This window comes from Mesorhizobium sp. M0208 (assembly GCF_040322015.1).
GTDB lineage: Bacteria > Pseudomonadota > Alphaproteobacteria > Rhizobiales > Rhizobiaceae > Mesorhizobium.
In genome coordinates this window covers 106,153-130,745 of record NZ_JAMYSP010000016.1, presented here as the reverse complement: position 1 = coordinate 130,745, position 24,593 = coordinate 106,153, and the positions used below count along the sequence as shown (strand labels likewise).

Below are 24,593 nucleotides of genomic sequence, written 5' to 3'. Positions count from 1 at the left end.
TTTCAGCGCCGTTATCCTTGCGGACCGAAACCGTTCATGCGAAGAGCCCGAGAAAGCAGGGAAAGAGTATGAGCAAGCGCAAGAACGGGCTCACCTATGCCGAAGCGGGCGTCGACATCGACGCCGGCAATCTCATGGTCGAGAAGATCAAGCCGCTGGTGCGCGCCACCCGCCGGCCGGGCGCCGATGGCGAGATCGGCGGTTTCGGCGGCCTGTTCGATCTCAAGGCAGCCGGCTTTACCGATCCGGTGCTGGTCGCCGCCAATGACGGCGTCGGCACCAAGCTGAAGATTGCCATCGATGCCGGCAAGCATGACACGATCGGTATCGACCTCGTCGCCATGTGCGTCAACGACATCGTCGTGCAGGGCGCCGAACCGCTGTTCTTCCTCGACTATTTTGCCACCGGCAAGCTCGATCCCGACCAGGGCGCTTCGATCGTCGGCGGCATTGCCGCCGGCTGCCGGCAGGCCGGTTGCGCGCTGATCGGTGGCGAGACGGCGGAAATGCCCGGCATGTATCACGACAAGGACTACGACCTTGCCGGCTTTGCAGTCGGTGCCGCCGAACGCGGCCAGTTGCTGCCGACCGACGACATCGTCGAGGGCGACGTGCTGCTCGGCCTTGCCTCGTCGGGCCTGCATTCGAACGGCTTCTCGCTGGTCCGCCGCATCGTCGCCGTAAGCGGCCTTGGCTGGGGCGATCCGGCGCCGTTCAATGACGAGGCGACGCTGGCCGAGGCGCTGCTCGAGCCGACGCGCATCTACGTCAAGTCGATCCTCAAGGCGATCCGCAACACGCATGGCATCAAGGCGCTGGCCCATATCACCGGTGGCGGCTTTCCCGAAAACATCCCGCGCGTTCTGCCCAAGGATTTTTCGGCCGAGCTCGATCTCGGCGCCATCGAGGTGCCGCCGGTGTTTTCGTGGCTGGCCAAGACCGGTGGCGTCGCGCCGGAAGAGATGATGCGCACCTTCAATTGCGGCATCGGCATGATCCTGGTCGTCGCCTCGGGCCAGGCGGCGCAGGTCGCCGCCGTTCTGCAGGAGGCCGGCGAGACGGTGACGCCGATCGGCCAGATCGTGCCGCGCCGCGATGCCGGCGTCATCTATCGGGGCTCGATCGGCCTATGACCAGAAAACGCACCGTAGTGCTCATTTCGGGGCGCGGCTCCAACATGACGGCGCTGATCGCGGCGGCGAGCAACCCGGCCTATCCGGCCGAAATCGTCGGCGTCATCTCCGATCGCGCCAATGCCGCCGGCCTCGGCATCGCCGCGGCGCGCGGCATCGCCACCAGGGTGATTTCGCGCTCGGACCATGCCAGCAAGGAAGCGCATGACGGGGCGATCGACGCGGCCCTTGTCTCTTTTGGCGCCGAGATCGTCGCGCTGGCCGGCTATATGCGCATTCTCGGCGCGCGTTTCGTCGAGAAGTGGCAGGGCCGCATGGTCAACATCCACCCTGCCCTGCTGCCTGCCTTCAAGGGGCTGGATACACATGCGCGGGCGCTCCGCGCAGGCATGCGCATCCATGGCTGCACAGTGCATTTCGTCACGCTCGACATGGATGATGGGCCGATCATCGCCCAGGCCGCGGTGCCGGTGATGGTCGGCGACAATGAGGATACGCTGGCCGCGCGCGTGCTCAAGGCTGAGCACCAACTCTATCCACTGGCGCTGGGGCTGGTCGCCGAAGGCAAGGCGCGGATGGAAGGCGGCCGCACGGTGTTTTCGCGCTTCGCCGACGATGCCGACAACGCCACGTCGGTGGTGATCGCGCCCGACCCGCTGCGCGAAGAGACCGATCTCGAGCACCTGGCGCGGATCACCCCGTAAGGGTCCGTCGAAAAAGCCAATAAATCGTCGGGTCGGCAGAAATAGACCAATGGACGTTTTCGACAGCGCGATCCGGACAAAGCGTGATCTGGCCGGCGTCTTCGAGTACGACGAGGCGGACCATCCGAAAACTGCCACGGCATATTTTTATCTCTGTCGGATCGAGGACGGGCGAGTAGGTCCTGTCGTTGGTGCAATTCACGTTCGATCGGGCGATTGGGCCATTACTGAAGCAGACATTTCGGTCAGATGGGATAAAGATGAACGGTGCGTAGGCCTGTTTATCTTTGGTGCGCTTTGGGCGAGTTTTGATGCCGTCACGGGTGCAAGACATGGCGGCGGATATGGGAAAGACTTTCAGCCGGACATCCCTTGGATTTGAATTGAATCCATGAAGCAACTGCTGCTGCTGCGTCACGCCAAGTCGAGTTGGGACGATCCCGACCTCATCGACTTCGACCGGCCGCTGTCCGCGCGCGGGCTGAAGGCAGCGCCGCTGGTCGGACGCGAACTGGCCCGGCGCGGCTGGCTGCCGGAACTGGCGCTGGTATCGCCGGCGCTGCGCACCCGCGACACGTGGCGGCTGCTCTCGGCGGAATTGCCGGCGAAGGTGCAGGTCAAATTTGCCCAGGCGCTCTACGAGGCAGCGGCGGCGGACATCCTCGCCAAGGTGCGGCAAGTAAAGGCGGGAACCGGAACGCTGCTGCTGCTCGGCCACAATCCCGGGTTGGAGGAGTTCGCGCGCGGTCTTGCCGGGGCTGGATCGGATGAAGCGGCGCTGAAAAAACTGGCGGATAAATTCCCGACCGCGGCCCTGGCTCGGTTTGACGTCGATGGCGATTGGGACGGTCTCACCTTCGGCGGCGCCCGGCTGACGCACTGCATCTGGCCGAAGGATCTTCGCTAGGGATTGCCTGGCAGGCCGGGGATCGCCGACCTTCGGCCAAACCCGCTTCGCACCAAACAAGAGCGGCGGGCCAAGCCCGCCGCTCTTTGTGCTCCGGGGCCGTGATAATCAGCGGCCCCAGATGCCTTGGCCGGATTCAGGCGCCACCGACTCGGAAGTCGTCTTGGCACCAGCATGCTCGGAAGTAACCGGCTTGCGGATCGAGCCGGTAAACGTGTTGTCGACGTTGGCAGCAGGAGCGGCCGGCTGGTTGACGTTGTCCGAGCCATAGTGGTCGCTGCCGGCAAAAGCAGTGCCGGTGGCAACAAGGATGGCGGCGGCGGTAAGAGCGATCTTGGTCATTTCGGGTACTCCGGTAGTCTTTGTTCTGTCCGTCAAGTGGCGTGCCTTGGGAGGAATTCGCGTCGCTCGGACCACCCCGAGATGGGTCGGCAAGCCTGTCGTTTCCAATCACGAAAATTTTGTTCGGGTGCGCCAAATTGGCCGCTTGAAATTCGACATGCGGCTCCTTCCGCCACACTGTTCTTCTTTATTGTCAATTGGTTACGCGGTCATTGGTGATTTTCTTGGCGAACATTCTGGGAGCCGGCGTTCACCCTTTCCTGTACGCTCCGTCAACAGAACCGAACCGTTCGGTTCTAGTTCTTTACGTTTGACTGATCAGCGCTTCAGAGCCTCAATCGACATGTCTACCGACGGGTCAGTGCGCGCCATGAAAATCACGCCGCCAGCTCAGCGCCAGCGGCGTCATGCTTGGGCCGCGCGCTGGCCAGAAGCACGACGGGGCAATTGCAGGCGGCCAAAACAGCGCCGGCGGTTTCGCCGAAGAACAGGTCCCCACCCGGACGTTGGGTGACGCCCATCACGACGATCGCCGCGCCGTTGGCCGCCTCCCGGGTGATGGCCTTGTCGGGTGTGACGCGGGTATGGAACGCTGTGTCGATATGCAGGCCGTAGCGGCCCGCCAAATCGGCGATGTCTTTCAGCACGGCCTCTTCGCGGCTATGCGACACCGATGTCGACCTGCGGCCCTTGGCTGCCTTTTGCGAAACGTAGAGAACTTTGATCCGTGCCCGGTTTGGACGGGCCAGCGCCAGCGCCAAGTCGGCGGCGCGACGCGCCACCTGGGTACCGTTGACGGGGACGAGAATGCTGGTTCCGGCCTTCAGCGTCGGCATCTTTTCGCCAGCATTGCCGCCGTTCAGGACCAGGCAAAGCGGGCCGTCAAATCCTGCGGCAATGTCGTTGAGGGCCGGCGCGAAGGCGCCATCGGCGGTCAGCACATTGTCAAGGCCGACCAGCAACAGGCCGTATCCCTTGCGGGCCTCTTCGGCGATCGTCTCACCCGTGGCCTCCAATTCGGTGCGGGCCGTCAGATGGACTTTGTCGACAAGCGTATCTTCGATCCGTTTCACCGCCTGAGCGCTTTTTTTTGCACCCTTCTTGATTTCCTGCAGGGCGCGCTCCTGTCCCTTGCTGTCGGTCGGCCTGTCAACTCGGCCGTCTTTCGGCTGAAGCAAGGTGGTGGGCATGCCGCTGCCTCCACCGACCAGCCCGGCGAGATAGGCAGTGAACTTGCCGATCCTGCTGTCATCGACCAACACCAGCAGCCGCTCCAGCCTGGAAATGAAGCCGTATTCGTCCAACGCCTCGCGCTCGACACGCTGCTGCTCGTCATGCCCAACCGGCAGCCGGCCGAGCGCCCAGCGCAGCATCGGCGGCATGGCCAAGGTGGTGATCACGGCCATGGTGACGATCATGGTGAAGAGGTTGTGCGACAGGATGTTCATCGACAAGCCGATGCTGGCGACGATCACCTCGGTCGAGCCGCGCGCGTTCATTGCACTGCCGACGGCGAGTGCTTCCTTGAACGACATGGCGGCGAGCTTGGCGCCGATGAATGCGCCGCCAAACTTGCCGATGCTGGCGATGACCACAAGTGCGCCCGTCAGCATGGCAAGCGTCGGGTCGGCGAGCACTGTGAGATCGGCGGAAAGCCCCGCCATGCCGAAGAAGATTGGCATGAACAGCGCGGTGATGACGCCGCGCAGCTGGCCTTCGATATGGCTGGAGAGGATAGGCGATTCCCCGACAAGGATGCCGGCGACGAACGCCCCCAGCACCGTATGGACGCCTATCATGTTGGTGATCAGCGCCATGACGCCCATGATGATAAGGATCATGGTGATCACCGCAAACTCGCTGCGGAATTGATCGTTGGTCCAGCGGATCAAGGTGAAGACAAGACGGCGGCCAATGGTGAAGGAGAACACCATGAACAGTGCCACGGCGGCGATGGTGGTCACCAGCGGTACGAGCTGCAGCCTGCCATTGGTGGCGATGCCGAAGGTTACGGCGATGACCAGCCAGCCGATCGTGTCCTCGATGATCGCCGAGGAAATAATCACCTGTCCGAGGTTGCGACGCATGAAGTTCATCTCGCGCACCACCATGGCGACGATCTTGACTGACGAGATCGACAGCGCGGTGCCCAGGAACAGCCCGGCAACGGTGCGTTGCGTCGGGTTGGGCAGCAATGCGTCCGGCAGGAACTGCGCCAGCGCGAAACCGCAGATGAAGGGCACCACGACGCCGGTAGCCGAAATGGAAAAACAGGCCGCGCCAACCCGGCGTACCAGCCGCAGGTCCGTCTCCATGCCGGTCAGCAAAAGCAGCATCAGGATGCCGAGCTGCGAGACGGCGTCGATCATGCCCTTTTGCGCGGGATCGGTGGGAAAGATCAGGTGCTGGGCCGACGGCCATAGCCAGCCGACCGAGCAGGATGCCGCCGATCAGTTGGCCCATGATTGCCGGCTGGCCATAGCGCTGCAACACTTCGCCCAGGCCGCGCCCGACAAGCAGCAGAAGCACGATCTCGGCGACGAAAGCGCCTTCGCCCGAACCACCCATGCCGGAGGCCTTGGTCCCGGCAACAACCGTCTCCGCTGCCCCGGCCGCGCCTGCGGGGACGAAAGCGCAAACCAGCAGCGCCAGGCTGGAACGTGTCGGAGCCTGCCAACCCATGAAACCCCCATCGCCCAAATGCACGTGTCCAACAACGCGCGACAGGGCGTTGCGTTGCTAGACGTGAACGTCACCGAACGAGAGTTCGCCGTCGTCGCTCTCCGTCAGAAAGGCTGTCACCAGCAGGCCCGCATAGAGGAGGGCGACCAGCACGACGATGGCGCCACCAGGAACTGGACCCAGCGCAGCACTGGCGACGGCCTCACGCATCGACCCGACGAAGCCGATGCGGACGCCTTCGGTCAGAAGACTGGGGGTCGACAGTTTGAGGATCCAGGCCAGCAGCAGAATCAGCAGCATGTAGATGTAATTGCGACGCAGGCGGCGCGCCAAAGCCACGCGTTGCGAAATCAAGAATTTCGGGGCGCGCAGGCTCTCGCCGACGATCAACAGCCAATCGGACGCGAAGTCCGGCTGCGGCGAGAATATCTGCGCGAAATAGTGCCGTTCGAACTGGCGCACGCGAGCCCGATAGAAGTCGAAGAAGCGATATCGGCGGGCCTCTATCCACAGCAGCAGCAGGACAAGCAGCATGGCAAACAGCAGCACGCCATGGTGAGCGCTGGCTGTCGAAAGCGAAACGGAGAGCATCGCCGCGACAACGGTTATCGCCCAGTTGCTCGTCCGGTCCAGGCGGTCGCGCCACCCAGCCATGCGCGCAATCTCGGCGCGATGAAAGTGGGACATCGTGGTTACGAGTTCGCCGGACGACAGTGTCCTTCCGATGGGATCCGGCGCCGGCAACACTTCCGCCATGACAATGCCTCCACCCGCCACGCGAAAACGGCCGGATGGAGATATCGTTCCGACGCTCAACCCGCCGGGCGCAGCCAGACCTTGTTGTCGTGGAAGGCGGCGCCGCCATAGGGCGCCGGCGCATCGGCGCCGGTGAGCACGTTGATGCCCTCGCCGCGCTCATGGGCGCTGTTCGGCCAGATGCCTTCGGCGACGACCACGCCACGCTTGATGCCGTCGAACAGTTTTGCGTGCAGCACCACTTCGCCACGCTGGTTGCCGACTTCGACACGGCCGCCGTCGGCGACGCCGAGTGCCGCCGCATCATCGGGATGCAGGAGCAACTCCGGCCGGCGCTCTTTCGCCTGCGACACCGGCGTTTCGGCAAAGGTCGAATTGAGGAAATTGCGCGCCGGCGAGGTCGTCAGCCGGAACGGATGCGCCTCGTCGGCGACCTCGATCAGGTCGACATGATCGGGAAATTCCGGCAACTGCTCCACAGGCCCGAACAGGCCCATGCTTTTCGGCGGCCGGTTGGGCGCCGCCTGCCCCGTCCAGTCGGCGCGAAAATGGAATTTCTTGTCGGCATGGCCGAAGCCGTCCAGGAAATGCGCGGCCGCGAAATCCGGCTGCAGGTCGAGCCATTTTTCGTCCTTGAGGCTCGAAAAGCTGCCCAGCCCGCGCTTGCCCAGGATGATATCGATATGCTGCTGCTCGGTCATGCCGAAGCCTGGGCGATCGGCGACACCGAGCCTTTTGCCAAGCTCCTCGATGACGAAATGGTTGGTGCGCGGGCCTTCCGGCGGGTCGATCAGCTTCGGCCCGAGCGTGATGTGCTGGTTGCCGCCACCCTTGTAGACGTCGTCATGCTCGAGAAACATCGTCGCCGGCAGCACGACATCGGCGAGCTTTGCCGTGTCGGTCATGAACTGCTCGTGCACGCAGGAAAACAGATCGTCGCGCAGAAAACCCTGCTTCACCAGCCGCTGCTCGGGCGCGACATTCACCGGATTGGTGTTCTGGATCAGCAGCGCCGTCACCGGCGGACCGCCATAGAGCGCATCCTCAGCCCCGGTCAGCACCGGGCCGATCCGCGAATGATCGAGATGACGGATCGCGGGGTCGCGCATCCGTGTGCCTTCGAGCAGTTCCTGGTTGAGCTTGAAGATGCCCGAATTGGAATGGAAGGCGCCGCCGCCCTCATATTGCCAGCAGCCGGTAACCGCGGCGATCGAGGCTGCGGCATGCATGTTGACCGAACCGTTGCGCTGCCGCGAAAAACCGTAGCCGAGGCGGAAATAGGTCTTCTTCGTCGTGCCGACGAGACGGGCGAAGGCCTCGATTTCGTCGACGGAAAGCCCGGTGATGTCAGCGGCCCATTGCGGCGTCCGCGTCTTGAGATGCGCTTCCAGACCGTGCGGATCGTCGGTGTATTTTTCCAGATAGGCGCGGTCGGCCATGCCGTCACGGAACAGCACGTGCATCACCGCGCAGGCCAGCGCGCCGTCGGTGCCGGGCTTCAGCACCAGGCCGAGATCGGCCTGCTTCATCGTTGCATTTTCGTAGACGTCGATGACGACGATCTTGGCGCCGCGTTCCTTGCGCGCCTTGATGGCGTGGGTCATGACGTTGACCTGCGTGACCACGGCGTTGGTGCCCCAGATCACCACGCAGTCGGACTTTGCCATTTCGCGCGGGTCGGAGCCGCGCAGCGCGCCGGCGCCCATCATCCAGCCGGTCCAGGCCAGATTGGTGCAGATCGAACCGAAGAAGCCGGAGTATTTTTTGGCGTGCCTGAGCCGCTCTATGCCGTCGCGCTGCACCAGCCCCATCGTGCCGGCATAGTAATAGGGCCAGACCGTCTCCGAGCCGTATTTTGCCTCCGCCGCGATGAATTTTTCAGCGACCAGATCGAGCGCCGCCTCCCAGCTCGCTTCCTTCCAGGCGCCGTCGCCCTTGGCGCCGGCCCGCACCAGCGGCTTCAGCAGGCGGTCGGGATGATGGACGCGATCGGCGTAACGGGCGACCTTGGCGCAGATGACGCCGGCCGTATAGCTGTTGGCCTTGGCGCCATGGACGCGGCCGATGCGCCTGGCGTCGAGCAGTTCGACCTCGAGCGCGCAGGTCGAAGGGCAATCATGCGGACAGGCCGAATGGCCGATTTTGAGCTTGGCGTGCTGATTCATGGGAGCAAACTAGCCGGTTGTTATGGCGACGTGTAGGGCCAGATGGGCGGGCCTACATCCCCCTCTGGGCTATTCGTCGGAAAGGCCGATCAAGTCCAAGAATGCATCAAAGTCCGGCGCAATGGGCCAAACGCTTTCGACAAGATCAATATTTGTCATGTCAAACGCAACGAGCGGATAAAGCCCCACTGTGCGTAGATCGAACGCAATCGCCTCGCCGCCCCCGTTGCTGCCGATAACGAAAAAACCCGGAAAGAACTCCTTGAATGTCCCCTGTTGCTCTATTTCGATCACCTCTTCCGCAGCGTGCAAGGCAAGCCATAGCGGCTGGACTGGCAGGGGGCCCTCACCACCGTTGCTGAAAGAGAGAAGGGCAGCATAGCTTTCAGGCAGGACCAAAGGGCCCACTCCCCTGAGTTTCTCGATCGCTTCGTCTGACGCTCCATCTTTTTTGCGCCACTCCCGACCTTCAAGCATCTCATTCACCTCCTACCGCGAACCATTTGGGTATCCGGGAACGTACCCGGCCACATGACCGCGACACGCTTGAGCAACGCGTCGTAGGCGCGGCATTTCGGGCATCTCCCCCGCGAGGGGGGAGATTGCGCTCTTCCTACTCCGCCGTGCCTTCCTCGTACTCCGCCGACATCGACAGCCATTTTTCCTCATGGCCGGCCAGCTGTTGCGCGAGCTGGGAGCGCTCCTTGGCCAGCCTTGTCGCGCTCGAGGGGTCCTTTTCGTAGACGGCCGGGTTGGCGAGTTCGTCCTCGATCAGGTCGATGCGCTTGCGGATGCGGTCGATCAGCGCTTCGGTGGCGCGGATTTCCTTGGCCAGCGGCTCGAAGGCGGCGCGGCGCGCGGCTGCATCGCGGCGGCGGTCGGCCTTCGACGCTTTGTCCGCCTCGCGCTTGCCGCGGCGGTCCCCGGAGACGCCGGTGACCAGCGTCTTGTAATCCTCGAGATCGCCGTCATATGGATTGACCGCGCCGTCCTTGACCAGCCACAGCCGGTCGGCGGTCGCTTCGAGCAGATGGCGGTCATGCGAGATCAGTATGACGGCGCCGGGAAAATCGTTCAGCGCATGGATCAGTGATTCACGGCTGTCGATGTCGAGATGGTTGGTGGGCTCGTCGAGGATGAAAAGGTTCGGCCCCTCGAAGGCCGACAGGCCCATCAGGAGCCGCGCCTTTTCGCCGCCGGACAGATCCTTGGCGGCGGTGTTCATCTTTTCGGTGGTCAGGCCGAACTGGGCGACGCGGCCGCGCACCTTGGATTCCGGCGCATCCGGCATCAGCCGGCGGACATGCTCATAGGCGTTTTCGTCGGGCCTGAGATCGTCGAGCTGGTGCTGGGCGAAGATTGCCACCTTAAGCCCGGGCGCCACCGTCATGCTGCCGGTCTCCGGCTTCAGCCGGCCGGCCAAAAGCTTGGCGAAGGTCGACTTGCCGTTGCCGTTGGCGCCGAGCAGCGCGATGCGATCGTCGGCATCGATGCGCAGCGTCATCTTCTTCAGGATCGGCTCGCCCTCGGTGTAGCCGACGTTGACGTTGTTGAGCGCAATGATCGGCGAGGCCACCGTCTTCACCGGCTCCGGAAAGGAGAATGGCCGCACCGTGTCGTTCACGATCGCGGCGATTGGCTTCATCTTCTCCAGCGCCTTGATGCGCGACTGCGCCTGCCTCGCCTTCGATGCCTTGGCGCGGAAGCGCTCGACGAAGGATTCCATGTGCTTGCGCGCGGCTTCCTGCTTGACGCGGCCCTTCTCCTGCAATTCGCGCTGCTCGGTGTATTGGCGCTCGAACTGGTCGTAGCCGCCGCGCCAGAAGGTCAGCTTCTTCTGGTCGAGATGGACGATCGAGTTGACGGCGCGGTTGAGCAGGTCGCGATCGTGCGAAATCAGCAGCACGGTGTGCGGGTATTTCGACACGTAGTTTTCCAGCCATAGCGTGCCTTCGAGATCGAGATAATTGGTCGGCTCGTCGAGCAGCAGCAGATCGGGCTCGGCAAACAACACGGCGGCCAGCGCGACGCGCATGCGCCAGCCGCCGGAGAAGGACGAGGCCGGGCGCCGTTGTGCGGCGTCGTCGAAGCCGAGGCCGGCGAGAATGGTGGCCGCGCGTGACTCGGCCGAGTGCGCATCGATATCGGCCAGCCGCATGTGGATGTCGGCGATGCGGTGCGGGTCGGTCGCCGTCTTTTCCTCTTCGAGCAGGGCACTCCGTTCGAGGTCGGCCTTGAGCACGATCTCGATCAGCGGCTCCTCGGTGCCCGGCGCTTCCTGCGCGACCTGGCCGATGCGCGTGTTCTTGGGCAGGCTGACCGAGCCGGTCTCGGAGGCGAGGTCGCCGGTGATCGCCTTGAACAGGGTCGTCTTGCCGGTGCCGTTGCGGCCGACAAGGCCAGCCTTGCTGCCGGCCGGCAAGGTCAGTGAGGCATGGTCGAGAAGCAGGCGTCCGGCCATGCGGAGCGAAAGGTCGTTGATGATCAGCATGGCCGGGCTTTTGCACGGGACAACCATGCTTCGCAAGGCCTTGAGCCCCGGTTCCCCGCAAAGGTGCGAAAACCGGCAAGCAGGTGACGTCGACCCCGCGCACCACAACGTCCCGCAAAACGCAAAAAGAACCCGCTATCCTGAGGGGGGACAAGGAGAGCGGGCTCTTTCGTGAACGGCGGCCTTGGGAGCGTCCGATCGACATCCAAACACGCAGCAGCTTGGTTTGTTCCATGGGAAGAACGAACTATGTGATGAACAAACGCTGCTGTGGCCCGCAGGTTTGTCCACAGGGGCGTGCCGTCTGTACGCTATCGACCATGACGCTGCGGAAAGACTCGGCTATCCTTGGATGTGCGGCGGGCCTGATCTCCGCCTGGCCGGCGCCATCAGCTTCCTCCCAAGCGGCGCCGGCCACCTTCCTTGACCGGCGCCGCTTGCCCGATCGACGCCATCTGAGGCGGTCATTGTTTCGGCGGCGTGCCGGGCTGATCGCCGCCGGTCGTCGATTTCGGCACCGGATTCTTGTCGACCTGCGGGTTCTGATCGACCGTGTCGCCAGGGGCCTTGGTCGGCTGGATATTGTTGTCGCAACCCGCAACCGTCAGAGCTGCCATAAGCAGCAGGATTGAGCGCCTTTTCATCGCAGTCTCCTCTCGCCCGACAACGAGGCGTCGGCGATTTGGTTGCGCGGCCGGTGTCGTTCCCGCATTCGCCAAGGGGCCTGGGAACAAAATGCCGCGTCTCCGGTTGCTCCACAATCAATGGAGGATGGCATGATCCGTCTACTCATCGCCGGGGCAATCGTCTATGTTGCCTATCGCGTCGCCAAGAAAGTGATCGATGAGGTGCCCGACGATTTCGATCCGCTGCTGTTGCCACCGCCACAGGACGATCGCGAGGCGCTACGGCGGCAATCGGCAAGGATGGGCGTCGAGCCCGAGCGTTAGTCGACAGGCCTGCCCGCAAGGCTTCTTCGCTCACGGGCCCTATTCCGGCTCCGCAAACCGTTGCGAACAAAGCAGAAACGATGCTTGATGGGCGATGAACCTCGCCGCCCGTGATTCGTCCTTCCAGCCGGCCTATCTGGCGAAGCTCAACGCCGAGCAGCGGCTTGCCGTCGAACATGGCGACGGCAAGATCGCCGGACCGTTGCTGGTGATTGCCGGCGCCGGCTCCGGCAAGACCAACACGCTGGCGCACCGGGTCGCGCATCTGATCGTCAGGGGTGCCGACCCGCGCCGCATCCTTTTGATGACATTTTCGCGCCGTGCCGCGGCGGAAATGGCCAAGCGGGTCGAGCGCATCGCCGGCGAGGTGCTGGGGCGCGATGTCTCGGTGATCACCGATGCGCTGAGCTGGGCCGGCACGTTCCACGGCATCGGCGCCAGGCTGCTGCGCGATTATGCGCTGGAGATCGGTCTCGATCCGGCCTTCACCATCCACGATCGCGAGGATTCCGCCGACCTGATGAACCTCGCCCGCCACGAGCTTGGGTTTTCGAAGACCGAAGCCCGCTTCCCGACCAAGGGCACCTGCCTGGCGATCTATTCGCGCGCCGTCAACGCACAGGCGCCGCTCGGCGAGGTGCTGGGTTCGGTGTTCCCGTGGTGCGCCGGCTGGGCCGAACAGCTGAAGCAATTGTTCGCCCGATATGTCGAGGCCAAGCAGGGGCAGAACGTGCTCGATTACGACGACCTGCTGCTCTACTGGGCGCAGATGGCCGGCGAGCCGGAAATCGCCGCGCATCTGGGTGCACGTTTCGACCATGTGCTGGTCGACGAGTACCAGGACACCAACCGGCTGCAGGCCTCGATCCTGACGGCGCTCAAGCCCGACGGATCGGGGCTGACGGTGGTCGGCGACGACGCGCAGTCGATCTATTCGTTCCGCGCCGCGGAAGTGCGCAATATCCTGGATTTTCCCAAGCAGTTCGCGCAGCCGGCCGAGGTCGTCATGCTGGAGCGCAACTACCGCTCGACCGAGACCATCCTGGCTGCCGCCAATGCGGTGATCGGCGAAGCTTCGGAACGTTTCACCAAAAATCTCTGGACCGAGCGCAAATCGGCGGAAAAGCCGAAGCTGGTGAGCGTGCGCGACGAGACCGAGCAGGCGAGCTATGTCTGCCAGGCCATACTCACCGAACGCGAGGCCGGCACCGTTCTCAAAGCACAGGCGGTGCTGTTTCGCGCCTCCCACCATAGCGGCCCGTTGGAGATCGAGCTGACGCGCCGCAACATCCCCTTCGTCAAGTTCGGCGGGCTGAAATTCCTCGATGCAGCTCACGTCAAGGACTTGCTGGCTGTACTGCGCTTTGCCGAAAACCCGCGCGACCGCGTCGCCGGCTTTCGCGTGCTGCAACTTCTGCCGGGCATCGGCCCTTCGGCCGCCAATGCGATCGTCGAGACCATGGCAAATTCGCTTGACGAGACGATGGGGCTTGCCCGCTATCGGCCGCCGCAGCGTGCCGCCGACGACTGGCCGGGCTTTGTCGCGCTCTATAGCGGCCTGCGTGCCGACGCGCAAAAATGGCCGGCCGACATCGAACAGGTCAGGCTCTGGTACGAGCCGCATCTGGAACGTATCCACGAGGATGCAACGACGCGCCGGGCCGATCTCCTGCAGCTCGAGCAGATCGCTTCCGGCTATGCGTCGCGCGAGCGCTTCCTCACGGAGCTGACACTCGATCCGCCGGACGCGACCAGCGACGAGGCCGGCCCGCCGCACCGCGACGAGGATTATCTGATCCTGTCGACGATCCATTCGGCCAAGGGCCAGGAGTGGAAGAACGTCTTCGTGCTCAACACCGTCGACGGCTGCATCCCGATCGATCTCGGCGTCGGCAGCAAGGAGGACGTCGACGAGGAGCGGCGGCTGCTCTACGTGGCGATGACGCGGGCCAAGGACAGCCTGCACCTGGTCATGCCGCATCGCTTTTTCGTCCACGGCCAGGCGGCGCGCGGCGACCGCCACGTCTATGCCTCGCGCACGCGCTTCATCCCGCGCTCGATCCTCGGCGCCTTCGAGCAGGTGGCATGGGCCAGCGTCCAGGCCAGAGACGATCCGCGCCGCCAGCCGCAGGTGCGTGTCGACCTCGGCGCCCGCATGCGCGGCATGTGGAAATAGGCACCCGCCTCGACGCCGGCGCTGCTCGCCCGGCGACCGCTCCCAGAGCCGGCGAAAAAACAATCCCGGCAACATGGAACCTCGCGCCGTGATCCGCGTTTCTGCCCGACCCCCAGACCGGAGAACGGCGTCCGCCGTGACCTCCGCCCATTCGAGAGGCCAGAATGCACGACAGGACGTTTTCGACCCCGGTCGCCCTAACTGTTGGCGCCGGCTACAAGCGTACGATCGCTTCGTTCTCCGAGATGCACGAATTCCTGACCGAGTTCCCGCCTTCGCGCCGCCGGCTGAGCTATGGCGCCGCGGTAAAGGCCTGCGAGGCGGCACGTGCCGGCGAGATCTCGGCCGAAGCGGCACGCGACGCCCTGATCACCTTTGCCGTAACGGCAGGCATCCTCTGGCCGGCCGCCCAGCCGGCGGTCTCGGTCAAGCCGGTCGCCCGGGGCCTCGGCGGCTACGCCGCCTGACCGAAACGACCATCAATGGACCGTCATCGGGCCGCCGCCCGGCGGGTCGCCCGCTGCTGCGGGTTCGAAACTGACCTGATCGCGGCCGTTCGATTTGGCCTCGTAAAGGTGCTTGTCCGCCACCACGAACATCTCGGCATAGGTGGTCGGCCCGCTGAAGGCGACGCCGCCGATGCTGACCGAGAGAGGACAGGGCCGGCCGCCAGGCGAGAACTCCGCCTCACGGACGCGTCGGCGAATTGTCTCCGCCACCAGCCAGGACTGCGAAGGATCTGCGCCGGGAAGGAAAACCGCAAATTCCTCGCCGCCGATCCGGCCGACGATATCGGCGCGGCGTAGCTGGCCCTGGATTGTCTTGGCGATCAGCTTGAGCGCCTGGTCTCCGCAGTCGTGGCCGAGGCGGTCGTTGACGGATTTGAAATGGTCGGCATCGACGATAAGCAAGGCGCCGGCATTAACGACAGAATGGCTGCGGGCCTGTTCGAGATAGGCCTCGACGAGCATGGAAAACGCACCCCGGTTGAACACCGCCGTCAGGCTGTCGGTCGCCGCGACGACGGCCAGTGCCTTTTGCGCGATCGCCAGCTGGCGCATTTTCCACATCAGGAAAAAGAAGAACGAGCTGGCCAGGATAAGCGGCAGCAGCAGGTCGGTCAGCTGCGCCCGCCACAGCGCTTCCGGCGACAAATATGGGAAATTGAAGGAATCGACGAGGAATGCGGCTGCAATGCAGACCGCCGTGCCCGCAACGGTAACCGCCACGACCCTGCCCCAGCTCGTCGGGGACACATCGATCTGCATGCTTTTGCTCCTGCTTCAGCCGGCTACCTTGAAGCAACAGCACAAACGAAGTCCTAAGACTTTGCTTTCAATTCGATCGCAGTCGAAGCGAACCAGCCGTCGAGATGGCGGCCAGATAAGAAGATCGGTCCTAAATCAGCTGCCTTCTGATGCTCATCCGGGTCACCGCAGTCACAAGAATGGCGCCGATCATGAAATAGATGGTCGCGACAATGTCGCCCTGGTGGAAATAATAACCGGAGTTGAGAAGCGCCAGGACCACGGCGAAGAACGCCACAAGGCGCAAGGGTTCATTGGGCATGCGTGCCAATTCTCACTGTTGCTGCTGAATGCTGCTGAAGCGGCCGCCCTCACGACCATGCGCTCCATAAAATGTTTTGGCGCTTTTTGCAATCTCGGCAGATCGTCCGCTATCGACCATCCGCTTCACCAGCCGCCCCAGGTTCAGGCGAATGCCCTGCCCTCCTCGCTGCGCTGGAACATCGTCAGGTCCAGTCCGAGGCTTGGCTTGCCCAGAACGGTCAGGATCGCATGCGCCTGGCCGCGGTGGTGGGTCTGGTGGTTGAAGAAGTGGTCGAGCGCCGGCGCCAACCGCTGCGAGACGGTGCGCATATCCGAGACGGTCATGTAGGAGAAGCGGCCCGACAGCGCCTTGTCGCTCAAGCCGGCAACCCAGTCGATGATCCGTTTGTCCTCGGCCTCGCGCGCCAGCCGCAAGCCTGGCAAGGCGCGGTGCAGGATCGTGTCGAGCCTTGCCGGCGCGTCGCCCTCGCCGGTGAAGCGTTTCATCCAGATACGGTCGGCTGCCAGGAGGTGGTTGAGCGTTCCCATCATCGAGCCGAAGAAGACGCCGACATTGCGGTCGAACTCTTCCTCGTCGAGATCGGCGGCGGCATCGTAGATGCGGCCGTTGGCCCATTGATTGTAGGCCGCAAACATCCTGAAATGCTGTTTCATTCTTCTCTCGACCTGCGGGACCCTGTTTCGCGCGGGTCTGTTTCGGCCATAGTTAGACTGCAAGGACGCTGCCGCCAATGACCATTCTGCTCTACGACCTTGTTGGACGCGACGCCGCCCGCCCATTCAGCCCACATTGCTGGAAGGCGGTGATGGCGCTGGCCCACAAAGGGCTCGACATCACCAGCGTGCCGACCCGTTTCCTCGAAGTGCCGAAGGTGGAAGGCGGTGTCTCGAAGCTCGTTCCGGTGATCCGCGACGGCGAGACGGTGGTCGCCGATTCCTTCGCCATCGCGCTCTATCTCGAGGAGGCCTATCCCGAGCGGCCGACATTGTTTTCCGGCGACGGCGGTAAGGCGACGGCGCGCTTCATCGAACGCTGGTCGCAGCTGACCATCCATCCCTACGTCACCACCGCGGCGCTACTGGACCTGCATGCCATGCAGGACGAGGCGAATGCCGCCTATTTCCGGCAGAACCGCGAACAGCGCTTCGGCAAGCGCTTGGAGGCGGTTTACGCCACCCGCGACGCCGGGCTCGCCGGCTTCCGCGCCTCGCTGGAGCCGCTCCGCTCGATGCTCGGCTATCAGCCCTTCATTGGCGGCCCGTCGCCGCTATTTGCCGATTACATCGTTTTCGGCGCGCTGCAATGGGCGCGTATCGCCACGCCCTACCGGCTGCTCGACGACAGCGATGTCGTGGCTCAATGGTTCGAACGATGCCTCGATCTGCATGGCGGCCTCGGCCGCACGGTCGCGCCGGCAGCGATCGCACCTCTCGCAAGTTGAGCTCGGCAGCTTCATCGGCAACGCCACATTTTGTTCTTGCTTTGTGCCGGCAGCTATGCTACTAATTTGGGTATGGTGCTGATTCGTACCGACGACCCGCCCGGCTTGCCGAGGCGGGTTTTGTTTGCCGATCAAGGTTCAACGGCGTAAATGACGGCAACGTCGCCCGGCCTCTAAAGCGCGTCGCGTTTGGCCTGCCTCATGTGACGCGCTTTAGGTTCTTGTTTTGATGCATGTCGTTACCGCAAAACCGCTGCACACCTTTGCGCGACATGCACTTGTTTTGACGCATGTCGTTGCCGCAAAACCGCTGCACACTTTTGCGCGACATGGATTAGAATTCCCGCCCGGCGAAATGCGACAACGCGGGTAGACGACGTGTCGCTTGAGGCGCCGCATCACTGCCCGGATCGAAGCAAACAAGACGAAAATCCGGCGAACCGGGCAACCACAACAAAGGCAGCGCGCCATGACCGCAAACCCAGAGTTCCCGGCCGACTTTCGCGCCGGGCTCGCCAAGCTCTTCCTGTGGCGGCGCGACGTCAGGCGGTTCAAGCCGACGCCGCTCCCGGAAGGGGCGCTGGAGCGGCTGCTCGAGCTTGCCAGCGCCGCGCCGTCCGTCGGGCTGAGCCAACCTTGGCGCTTCGTCATCGTCGAGAGCGAAACATGCCGCGCCGCCGTCAGGGCATGCTTCGAGCGCTGCAACGCGGAGGCACTCGCAAATTTTTGCGGTGAACGCGCCGCGCTCTATGGGCGCCTGAAACTTGCCGGCCTGAACGAGGCGCCCTGCCAGCTTGCGGTTTTCGCCGACCGCGCAACCGAGCAAGGGCATGGGCTTGGCCGCCAGACCATGCCAGCCACCATAGACTATTCCGCTGTCATGGCGGTCCACACGATGTGGCTGGCGGCGCGCGCCGAGGGAATAGGCATGGGCTGGGTCTCGATCCTAGATCCGGCCGAGATGGCGACGATCCTGGACGTGCCGCCGGAGTGGACACTGATCGGTTACTTCTGCATCGGCTACCCCAGCGAGAACCACAGCGTGCCGGAACTGGAACGGGAAGGCTGGGAAACGCGGCGGCCGTCTATCGTGACAAGGCGGTAGTGGAATGGCAGCGCTGCCATCCTCCTTGCGGGGAAGAATGACTCCTCCCCAGCAGGGCTGTGGATATCATGGATGGTTCGCCGATCGTCAGCATGCCAGCAAGACACCATGGCAAAGCCGGTCGTGAAGGCCTTGATCTGAGGAAGTGCATAGAATGTTTCGCTACGACATGCAGGCCGAGATCTGGGTCTATCCGGGCAAGGGCGGCTGGCATTTCGTGACCCTGCCGCCGGAGCTTGGAGCCCGGATCAAGGCGGCGATGGTTGGGATGGCAAGGCCCCTGGGGCTCCCTTGGCGTGGAGGCCGTCATCGGCCAGACCAGATGGCGGACATCGCTGTTTCCCGACAAGAAATCCGGCAGCCTGCTCTTGCCGATCAAGACCGCGGTGCGGGTCCGCGAAGGCCTCGGGGCTGGCGACACGGCCAACCTGACGATCGAGATGCAGTTATGACGACGTCGGGTCAGGCTGACGACGACGCGCTATAGGGCGGCCAGTCGATCGGACCCAAGTGGGTACCGATTGTCGGAAAATCCGATCTCAACAAAAAGATGAGCGGCGGCATGGTTCGACTTGAAAGTCCGCCGCCCCAGCGCAGAAATGCGCGCTGCGCCGGCCTCCCCTTGGCAAGGCGGCGGGCGGCTTGTATAGAGCCCGCCACCCTCAATTCCACTCTCCATCACAAGGACGACCCCATGGCGCTCGAACGCACCTTTTCCATGATCAAGCCGGACGCGACCCGTCGCAATCTCACCGGCGCTATCACCAAGATACTGGAAGATGCCGGCCTGCGCGTCGTCGCTTCGCGCCGGGTGTGGATGAGCCGCCGCGAGGCGGAAGGTTTCTATGCCGTCCACAAGGAACGTCCGTTCTTCGGCGAGCTGGTCGAATCCATGTCGTCGGGCCCGACAGTCGTGCAGGTACTGGAAGGCGAGAACGCCATTGCCAAGAACCGCGAAGTGATGGGCGCCACCAATCCGGCAAGCGCCGCCGAAGGCACGATCCGCAAGCTGCACGCACTGTCGATCGGCGAGAACTCCGTGCACGGTTCCGATGCGCCGGAAACCGCCGCGCAAGAGATCAAATACTGGTTCTCGGATACCGAGATCGTCGGCTAAGCCGGCATTTCGAACCCCATCAAAAGGCCGGCGCAACGCCGGCCTTTTTCGCTAAAGCGCGTCGCGTTCGATCGGTCTCATGCGATGCACTTCAGGTTCTTGTTTTGATGCATGCCGGTATCGCAAAACCGCTGCACGCTGCTGCGCGATATGCAGTAGCGGACATTTTCAGCTTCAGGCTCCTCGACGGGTCACCGGTGCGTTAAGCTCGGAGGGCGGATCAAACGCCGTCCCGACAATGAGGATTTTGGGGAGCCGACAAGGCCATGACCAGCGCCATTCCCGGCTTCTTCCAGGGCACCGAAATGCCAACCAGCGGCTGGTGGGAAGCGCTGTGGCCCGAGCCCGCCAGCGTCCTGGCGGCAGTAGGCATGAAGCCCGGCACGGACGTGGTCGATCTCTGCTGCGGCGACGGCTGGTTCACGCTGCCAATCGCCAGGGTCGCCCGTCATGTAATCGCTATCGACATCGATGCCGATCTGCTCGAAGTCGCAAGGCGGCGGTTGGCCGAAGGCGGCGCGGGCAATTGCGAGTTTGTGGCGGGCGACGCCTATGAGCTTGCCGGGCTGGTGCCTCAGACCGTCGACTTCGTTTTCATGGCCAACGCTTTCCATGGCGTTCCGGACCGGCCGCGCCTTGCCCGCGCCGTGCGGACGACGCTTGACCCTGCCGGTCGTTTTGCCATCGTCAACTGGCACCAGTATCCGCGCGAGCAAACCACGCTCTTGGGCGAGCCGCGCGGGCCAAAGACCGAGCTGAGGCTGTCACCCAAACAGACCATCGCGGCGGTGGAAGCGAGCGGGTTCAAGCTTGCCGAATTGGTTGATGTGCCGCCCTATCACTATGGCGCGGTATTCAAACAAGCGACAAATTGAGAATGCCGGGCGTATGCGACTTTGTCGCTAGGATGTGTGTCGCCCGCCGCCCCCTAGCGGCGGGTTCTGTCAGTCTATTTCGCCTGGCGTTCCTTCACGTTCGCATGTTCATTCGCCGCCTCCGTGTCGGTGGACGGGGTCTTGGTCTCTTCACCTGAAAACGGGCTGCCCTGCCCCGGTGCGAGATCGCCGCTATGGCCGGCCTTGTTGGTCTGGAACGGTTGGCTGTCCGCTTTGAGACCGTGGTCAAGAGCATTGACAAGATGGTCGTCCGCCTTGGCAAGGCCGGTAAAGGCAAGGAGCGATGCACCGGTGGCGGCAAGGATAAGCGTGTGCGTTTTCATGTCTGGACTCCTTTGAGTTAAGGCCAGAACGAGCCGCAGCCATTCTGGCGGCTTCAACGAAGGGACAAATGTCCCTTTTGCCTTACCCGCCATTTTATGTGGAACTAACGCGCCCTCTGCCCGGCCTCTTCCCGCTGAAACACATCGTGATCGACATGCGGCTGCCGCGCGGGCCAATCGGCGCGGACTAAGCGCTAGCTCGCGGCATTGAAGCGCAGGATGTCGCGGCCATCTCTGTCGGCGATGACAAGCTTGCCGGCGTCGACGTGGTAGGATGCTGCTTTGGCCAGCGCCTCGAACAGCGCCTTTTCCTCGGCCATGACCTGAGGCGCGCAGGCCTTAAAGGTCGAGCCGATGCCGCTGATAGCGATCGTCGAGCCGTTTATCCTGGCGGTGGCGAAATAGACGTTGCAAGGGCCGCTGCCGCCGGCCTTGCCGGCTTCGCTGATGCGGAATGTCGCCCGCGGCTCGGCAATCACGCCGACGCCGTCGATATATTCGACCAGCCAGCTTTGGCCGAACACGGAAGGTGCCGCCGGCTCGTCGCCCGGCGCCGCCATTTTCAGCATGATGGTCTGTGGCGCGTCGCTGAGCGGGTCGACCTGATGGCGCGTATCGGTGACGAATAGCAGCCGGTCATCGACGGTGATGCGCGCCTGCAGCGCGTAGGTCATATCAGGCCGGATCACCCGCGGGTCGAAGCTGATCTCGAACTTGATCGGCACCTGGCCGGCCGGCACCACCTTGCGCTCGCCGATGATTGCTGCCGGCGCGTCGGCCAGCGACACGTCGGCAAGCTGCACGGAAAGCACGGCATTGGGCGGCAGCGCGATGCGCTCGCGATACATCACCTCGCCCTTGAGGGTCTTTTCGGCAGCCACGGAACGATCCGGAACGGCAAGTATGCCAACGGCCAGCGGCACCAGTCCGAAGATGAAGAACTCGGCGATCCTGTCCAGCATGATCCTGCTCCCCTTCGGCAAAGGGTTTCGCAGGATTGCGGTCAATGAATGGCCGGCGGCGTATGGGCATGGCTGTCCCAGGAATTTGTTTGGACGGCGGGGCGCTTCCAGCGGCCCGCCGCCTTGTCGTCGGCCTTCTTGGCCGCTCCGCAAACTCTGTTCAGTCCACGCTCGGCGACTGTCTCGGAAAAGCCCATGCCGCAGGATGAGCTCCAGTCGGGCGATCTCGGCCGCCGGTTTGACTATGCGGCGGCATTCACCGCCGGTTTGCTCGATCCTGACCGTGCCCCGCCTGACTCTGTCTCGGGGCCGAACGGGAAGGCTGCGATCAAGCGATATGCCGTCTACCGCAACAACGTCACGGTCAGCCTGATCGATGCGCTGGCCGCCAGCTTTCCAGCGACGCTGCGCATCACCGGCCCGGATTTCTTTCGCGCGATGGCGCGCTTTCACATCCGCGAAACGCCACCCACCTCGCCGCTTCTATTCGAATATGGCCGCGACTTTCCCGATTTCATCGAGCGCTACGAACACGCGCAGTCGATGCCGTGGCTGGCCGACGTGGCGCGCATCGAGCGGGCCTGGCTCGATGCCTATCATGCCGCCGACGCGGAGGCGCTGTCGGCTGAGGCACTGGCGTCGATCCCTCGCGAGAGGCTTGCCGACACCGTGCTGCGGCCGCATCCGGCGACGCGGATCGCGCGCTCCCGGTTCCCGGCAGTCACAGTCTTCGCGGCAAACCGGAACGACGCTCCTGTTGGGCCGATCCGGGCAACGGGCGCTGAAGATGCGCTGGTCACGCGGCCCGGCCTCGAGGTCTTCGTCCGCCACCTACCGCCCGGCGGCGCAGTATTTATCTCGCATCTGGTCGCGGGCGAGTCGCTCGGTGCAGCGGCCGCGGCAGCGTTTGCGGAGAGTGCCGAATTCGAGCTTTCCGCCAACATTGCCGGTGTGCTGGAAGCGGGAGCCTTCACGACGGCACATCAGGAAAGGTGAGCACGATGAGCCATAGGCAGAACGCGAGCACCGAACCGCGAGGGTTCGCCGCTCTCGTCGAAAGGCTGAATGCCGCCCTGCGCACGATCGCGACGCCATCGCTGACGCAGCTTGTCCTGCGCTGCGCGCTCGCTGTCCCGTTCTGGCGGTCCGGCGTCAACATGGGACGGTTTTCTACAGTTGAACGATGTCGCAGTGCTGCTTTTCAGCTCGGAACTCAAATTGCATCTGCCGGGCGGTCCTTATGATTTTCCGGCACCCGCGCTGGTGGCGTTCGCTTCAGGGTCAGCGGAGATCGTGTTGCCAGTTCTCCTTGTTTTCGGCCTGGCGACGCGACTGGCGGCGTTCGGGTTGCTGCTGATGACGCTGGTCAATCGAGCTCACCGTGCCGGACGGCTCGCCGCTGCACATTACCTGGGCGGCGATGGCGCTTGGCATCATGGCCTGGGGACCCGGCCGGATTTCGCTCGATCATCTGATCGGCACTGACAAAGGTTGAGGGCTCGCGGAAGCCTGGTCAGTCTCGCTTCCAGCGGCTCGCCGCCTTGTCGTCGGCCTCCTTGGCGTCGACCCAGCCGCCTTCGGAACCGTCGCTATGGTGTTCCTTTTTCCAGAACGGCGCCCGTGATTTCAAATAATCCATCAGGAAATTCGCGGCCTCGAACGCCGCCTGCCGGTGGGCGGAAGCGGACACCACCAGCACGATGTTTTCGCCCGGCGCGATCTTGCCGTGGCGATGGATGACGGTGAGCCCCTGCAGCGGCCAGCGCTCGATTGCCTCGCCGGCGATGCGGGATATCTCGGCTTCAGCCATTCCGGGATAATGTTCGAGCTCGAGCGCGGAGAGCCTGCCTTGCTCGTCGCGGCAAAGGCCGGAGAAGGTCACCACAGCGCCGATGTCGTTGCGACCCCTGGTCAGCCTGGCGATCTCGGCGGCGACGTCGAAATCCTCCGCCTGGATGCGCACGACAGGCACCACCGCGGACATGGTTCAGCCACCGGTCATCGGCGGGAACAGCGCGATCTCGCGCGCGCCGGCGATCTTTTCGCGGTGCTCGACATGTTCCTGGTTGATGGCGACGCGGATCACGTCAGGATATTGCAGCGCGTGCTCGTATTCCTCGCCGCGCGATTTCAGCCAGCGCAACAGGTCGGCGACCGTTTCGATGCCGGCCGGCAACTCGACGTCTTCTTCCGGTCTGCCGATCCGCTCGCGCACCCAGGCGAAATAAATGAGCTTCGTCGACATGCTACTCGTCCATGATGTGCTTGAGGCCGGCGCGGAAATAGTCGTAGCCAGTGTAGAGCGTCACCAGGGCGGCGATCCACAGCAGCACCAGCCCGGTCTGGGTGGTCAGCGGAAAGAGCTTGTCGCCGGCCGGGCCCGCAAGCAGGAAGGCGATGGCGATCATCTGGATGGTGGTCTTCCATTTGGCGAGCTGCGTCACCGGCACCGAGACCTTCAAAGCCGCCAGATATTCGCGCAGGCCCGAGACCAGGATCTCGCGGCACAGGATGATGATCGCCGCCCACAGCGACCAGCCGGCGATGCCGGCATGGCGGTCGGTGTCGGCGGCAAGCAGCAGCAGGCAAGTGGCGACCAGCAGCTTGTCGGCGATCGGGTCCAGCATCTTGCCGATGTTGGAGGTCTGCTGCCAGGCGCGCGCCAGATAGCCGTCGAAGTAATCGGTGATCGAGGCGAGCAGGAAAATGATGAGCGCCGACCAGCGCGCGAAGTCGCTCGATTTCAGATGCCCCTCCAGGAAGAAGCACAGCACCACCAGCGGCACCGCCAGGATGCGGGCGTAAGTGAGCATGTTGGGCAGGTTGAACGCGCGCTGGGACATGTTTTGGGAACTCTTTCTGCCTGCTTAG

27 protein-coding genes and 2 pseudogenes are annotated in these 24,593 nt (G+C 63.6%); 14 read left to right on the top strand and 15 right to left on the bottom strand.

From position 1 onward, the window contains the following. Positions 1-68 precede the first annotated feature (68 nt). The 4 genes from purM to NKJ17_RS18060 are packed head-to-tail and all read left to right on the top strand — an operon-like array spanning position 69 to position 2,744. On the top strand, positions 69-1,133 hold the full coding sequence (purM, locus tag NKJ17_RS18075) for a phosphoribosylformylglycinamidine cyclo-ligase (RefSeq protein WP_352472623.1): 1,065 nt from the start codon (positions 69-71) through the stop codon (positions 1,131-1,133). Next, a complete protein-coding gene (gene purN, locus NKJ17_RS18070) occupies positions 1,130-1,837 on the top strand; it encodes a phosphoribosylglycinamide formyltransferase (protein WP_254820266.1) in 708 nt (235 codons plus the stop codon). The genes purM and purN overlap by 4 nt, the downstream gene beginning before the upstream one ends. Positions 1,838-1,886: 49 nt before the next feature. Further along, the gene (locus NKJ17_RS18065; RefSeq protein WP_352507891.1) at positions 1,887-2,219 is read left to right on the top strand and encodes a hypothetical protein; all 333 of its coding nucleotides are present in this window, start codon (positions 1,887-1,889) and stop codon (positions 2,217-2,219) included. A 9-nt stretch (positions 2,220-2,228) separates the two neighbouring features. Next, positions 2,229-2,744, top strand: a complete 516-nt coding sequence (locus tag NKJ17_RS18060) for a SixA phosphatase family protein (RefSeq protein ID WP_352507892.1) — start codon at positions 2,229-2,231, stop codon at positions 2,742-2,744. Positions 2,745-2,852: 108 nt separating this feature from the next. Here the strand turns inward: NKJ17_RS18060 and NKJ17_RS18055 are convergent, their stop codons facing one another. From NKJ17_RS18055 to NKJ17_RS18025, 7 genes and pseudogenes are all read right to left on the bottom strand, one after another. Then, positions 2,853-3,086, bottom strand: a complete 234-nt coding sequence (locus NKJ17_RS18055) for a DUF680 domain-containing protein (RefSeq protein ID WP_352507893.1) — start codon at positions 3,084-3,086, stop codon at positions 2,853-2,855. A gap of 377 nt (positions 3,087-3,463) precedes the next feature. Beyond that, a pseudogene (locus NKJ17_RS18050) lies at positions 3,464-5,654 on the bottom strand (cation:proton antiporter domain-containing protein). 171 nt (positions 5,655-5,825) lie between these two features. Then, positions 5,826-6,524 carry a DUF2270 domain-containing protein gene (locus tag NKJ17_RS18045; protein ID WP_352507895.1) on the bottom strand — a complete coding sequence of 233 codons (699 nt, stop codon included), beginning with the start codon at positions 6,522-6,524 and terminating at the stop codon, positions 5,826-5,828. A gap of 56 nt (positions 6,525-6,580) precedes the next feature. Continuing rightward, positions 6,581-8,689 (bottom strand): molybdopterin-containing oxidoreductase family protein, encoded by a 2,109-nt coding sequence (locus NKJ17_RS18040; RefSeq protein WP_352507896.1) that lies wholly within the window; start codon positions 8,687-8,689, stop codon positions 6,581-6,583. A 69-nt stretch (positions 8,690-8,758) separates the two neighbouring features. Beyond that, positions 8,759-9,166 carry an SMI1/KNR4 family protein gene (locus NKJ17_RS18035; RefSeq protein WP_352507897.1) on the bottom strand — a complete coding sequence of 136 codons (408 nt, stop codon included), beginning with the start codon at positions 9,164-9,166 and terminating at the stop codon, positions 8,759-8,761. A gap of 136 nt (positions 9,167-9,302) precedes the next feature. Beyond that, positions 9,303-11,180 (bottom strand): ABC-F family ATP-binding cassette domain-containing protein, encoded by a 1,878-nt coding sequence (locus NKJ17_RS18030; protein ID WP_352689603.1) that lies wholly within the window; start codon positions 11,178-11,180, stop codon positions 9,303-9,305. Positions 11,181-11,644: 464 nt separating this feature from the next. After that, entirely contained in the window at positions 11,645-11,824 is a 180-nt protein-coding gene (locus NKJ17_RS18025; RefSeq protein WP_352689602.1) for a hypothetical protein, read from the bottom strand. Positions 11,825-11,956: 132 nt separating this feature from the next. On the opposite strand from NKJ17_RS18025, the gene NKJ17_RS18020 reads away from it, so the two are divergent. From NKJ17_RS18020 to NKJ17_RS18010, 3 genes are all read left to right on the top strand, one after another. Next, positions 11,957-12,130 (top strand): hypothetical protein, encoded by a 174-nt coding sequence (locus NKJ17_RS18020; RefSeq protein ID WP_023677660.1) that lies wholly within the window; start codon positions 11,957-11,959, stop codon positions 12,128-12,130. 94 nt (positions 12,131-12,224) lie between these two features. Next, positions 12,225-14,306: an ATP-dependent helicase gene (locus NKJ17_RS18015; RefSeq protein ID WP_352689601.1), complete on the top strand. Its 2,082-nt coding sequence runs from the start codon at positions 12,225-12,227 to the stop codon at positions 14,304-14,306. Positions 14,307-14,470: 164 nt separating this feature from the next. Further along, positions 14,471-14,773 carry a DUF982 domain-containing protein gene (locus NKJ17_RS18010; RefSeq protein ID WP_352452964.1) on the top strand — a complete coding sequence of 101 codons (303 nt, stop codon included), beginning with the start codon at positions 14,471-14,473 and terminating at the stop codon, positions 14,771-14,773. Between the two features lie 12 nt (positions 14,774-14,785). Here NKJ17_RS18010 and NKJ17_RS18005 read toward each other — a convergent pair whose 3' ends face one another. The 3 genes from NKJ17_RS18005 to NKJ17_RS17995 all read right to left on the bottom strand — a co-directional run bounded on the left by NKJ17_RS18005 (position 14,786) and on the right by NKJ17_RS17995 (position 16,531). Further along, entirely contained in the window at positions 14,786-15,574 is a 789-nt protein-coding gene (locus NKJ17_RS18005; protein ID WP_352689600.1) for a GGDEF domain-containing protein, read from the bottom strand. 130 nt (positions 15,575-15,704) lie between these two features. Further along, positions 15,705-15,875, bottom strand: coding sequence for a hypothetical protein (locus tag NKJ17_RS18000; RefSeq protein WP_023677663.1), 171 nt, complete (start codon positions 15,873-15,875; stop codon positions 15,705-15,707). A gap of 143 nt (positions 15,876-16,018) precedes the next feature. After that, positions 16,019-16,531 (bottom strand): DinB family protein, encoded by a 513-nt coding sequence (locus NKJ17_RS17995; protein ID WP_352495582.1) that lies wholly within the window; start codon positions 16,529-16,531, stop codon positions 16,019-16,021. A gap of 77 nt (positions 16,532-16,608) precedes the next feature. On the opposite strand from NKJ17_RS17995, the gene NKJ17_RS17990 reads away from it, so the two are divergent. From NKJ17_RS17990 to NKJ17_RS17970, 5 genes are all read left to right on the top strand, one after another. Next, positions 16,609-17,319 carry a glutathione S-transferase family protein gene (locus NKJ17_RS17990; protein ID WP_352689599.1) on the top strand — a complete coding sequence of 237 codons (711 nt, stop codon included), beginning with the start codon at positions 16,609-16,611 and terminating at the stop codon, positions 17,317-17,319. Positions 17,320-17,788: 469 nt separating this feature from the next. Continuing rightward, on the top strand, positions 17,789-18,424 hold the full coding sequence (bluB, locus tag NKJ17_RS17985; protein ID WP_352507903.1) for a 5,6-dimethylbenzimidazole synthase: 636 nt from the start codon (positions 17,789-17,791) through the stop codon (positions 18,422-18,424). 263 nt (positions 18,425-18,687) lie between these two features. Then, a complete protein-coding gene (locus NKJ17_RS17980) occupies positions 18,688-18,876 on the top strand; it encodes a DUF1905 domain-containing protein (RefSeq protein ID WP_352507904.1) in 189 nt (62 codons plus the stop codon). Between the two features lie 242 nt (positions 18,877-19,118). Next, positions 19,119-19,541, top strand: a complete 423-nt coding sequence (gene ndk / locus NKJ17_RS17975; protein WP_023677669.1) for a nucleoside-diphosphate kinase — start codon at positions 19,119-19,121, stop codon at positions 19,539-19,541. 266 nt (positions 19,542-19,807) lie between these two features. Beyond that, a complete protein-coding gene (locus NKJ17_RS17970; RefSeq protein WP_352689598.1) occupies positions 19,808-20,416 on the top strand; it encodes a class I SAM-dependent methyltransferase in 609 nt (202 codons plus the stop codon). A 74-nt stretch (positions 20,417-20,490) separates the two neighbouring features. Here NKJ17_RS17970 and NKJ17_RS17965 read toward each other — a convergent pair whose 3' ends face one another. Both NKJ17_RS17965 and NKJ17_RS17960 read right to left on the bottom strand, forming a co-directional pair. Further along, positions 20,491-20,760 (bottom strand): hypothetical protein, encoded by a 270-nt coding sequence (locus NKJ17_RS17965; protein ID WP_254820285.1) that lies wholly within the window; start codon positions 20,758-20,760, stop codon positions 20,491-20,493. Positions 20,761-20,954: 194 nt separating this feature from the next. After that, a complete protein-coding gene (locus tag NKJ17_RS17960) occupies positions 20,955-21,722 on the bottom strand; it encodes a YbaY family lipoprotein (protein WP_352507906.1) in 768 nt (255 codons plus the stop codon). 195 nt (positions 21,723-21,917) lie between these two features. Here NKJ17_RS17960 and NKJ17_RS17955 point away from each other — a divergent pair, with 195 nt between their 5' ends. Continuing rightward, positions 21,918-22,718, top strand: coding sequence for an HvfC/BufC family peptide modification chaperone (locus tag NKJ17_RS17955; RefSeq protein WP_352507907.1), 801 nt, complete (start codon positions 21,918-21,920; stop codon positions 22,716-22,718). A 5-nt stretch (positions 22,719-22,723) separates the two neighbouring features. Beyond that, a pseudogene (locus NKJ17_RS17950) lies at positions 22,724-23,217 on the top strand (DoxX family protein). Between the two features lie 18 nt (positions 23,218-23,235). On the opposite strand, the gene NKJ17_RS17945 reads toward NKJ17_RS17950, so the two are convergent. The 3 genes from NKJ17_RS17945 to pgsA are packed head-to-tail and all read right to left on the bottom strand — an operon-like array spanning position 23,236 to position 24,565. Continuing rightward, a complete protein-coding gene (locus NKJ17_RS17945) occupies positions 23,236-23,706 on the bottom strand; it encodes a molybdenum cofactor biosynthesis protein MoaE (protein ID WP_352689597.1) in 471 nt (156 codons plus the stop codon). A gap of 3 nt (positions 23,707-23,709) precedes the next feature. Then, the gene (moaD, locus tag NKJ17_RS17940; RefSeq protein WP_352507910.1) at positions 23,710-23,967 is read right to left on the bottom strand and encodes a molybdopterin converting factor subunit 1; all 258 of its coding nucleotides are present in this window, start codon (positions 23,965-23,967) and stop codon (positions 23,710-23,712) included. Position 23,968: 1 nt separating this feature from the next. Continuing rightward, positions 23,969-24,565, bottom strand: coding sequence for a CDP-diacylglycerol--glycerol-3-phosphate 3-phosphatidyltransferase (gene pgsA, locus NKJ17_RS17935; RefSeq protein ID WP_254820290.1), 597 nt, complete (start codon positions 24,563-24,565; stop codon positions 23,969-23,971). Positions 24,566-24,593: the final 28 nt, after the last annotated feature.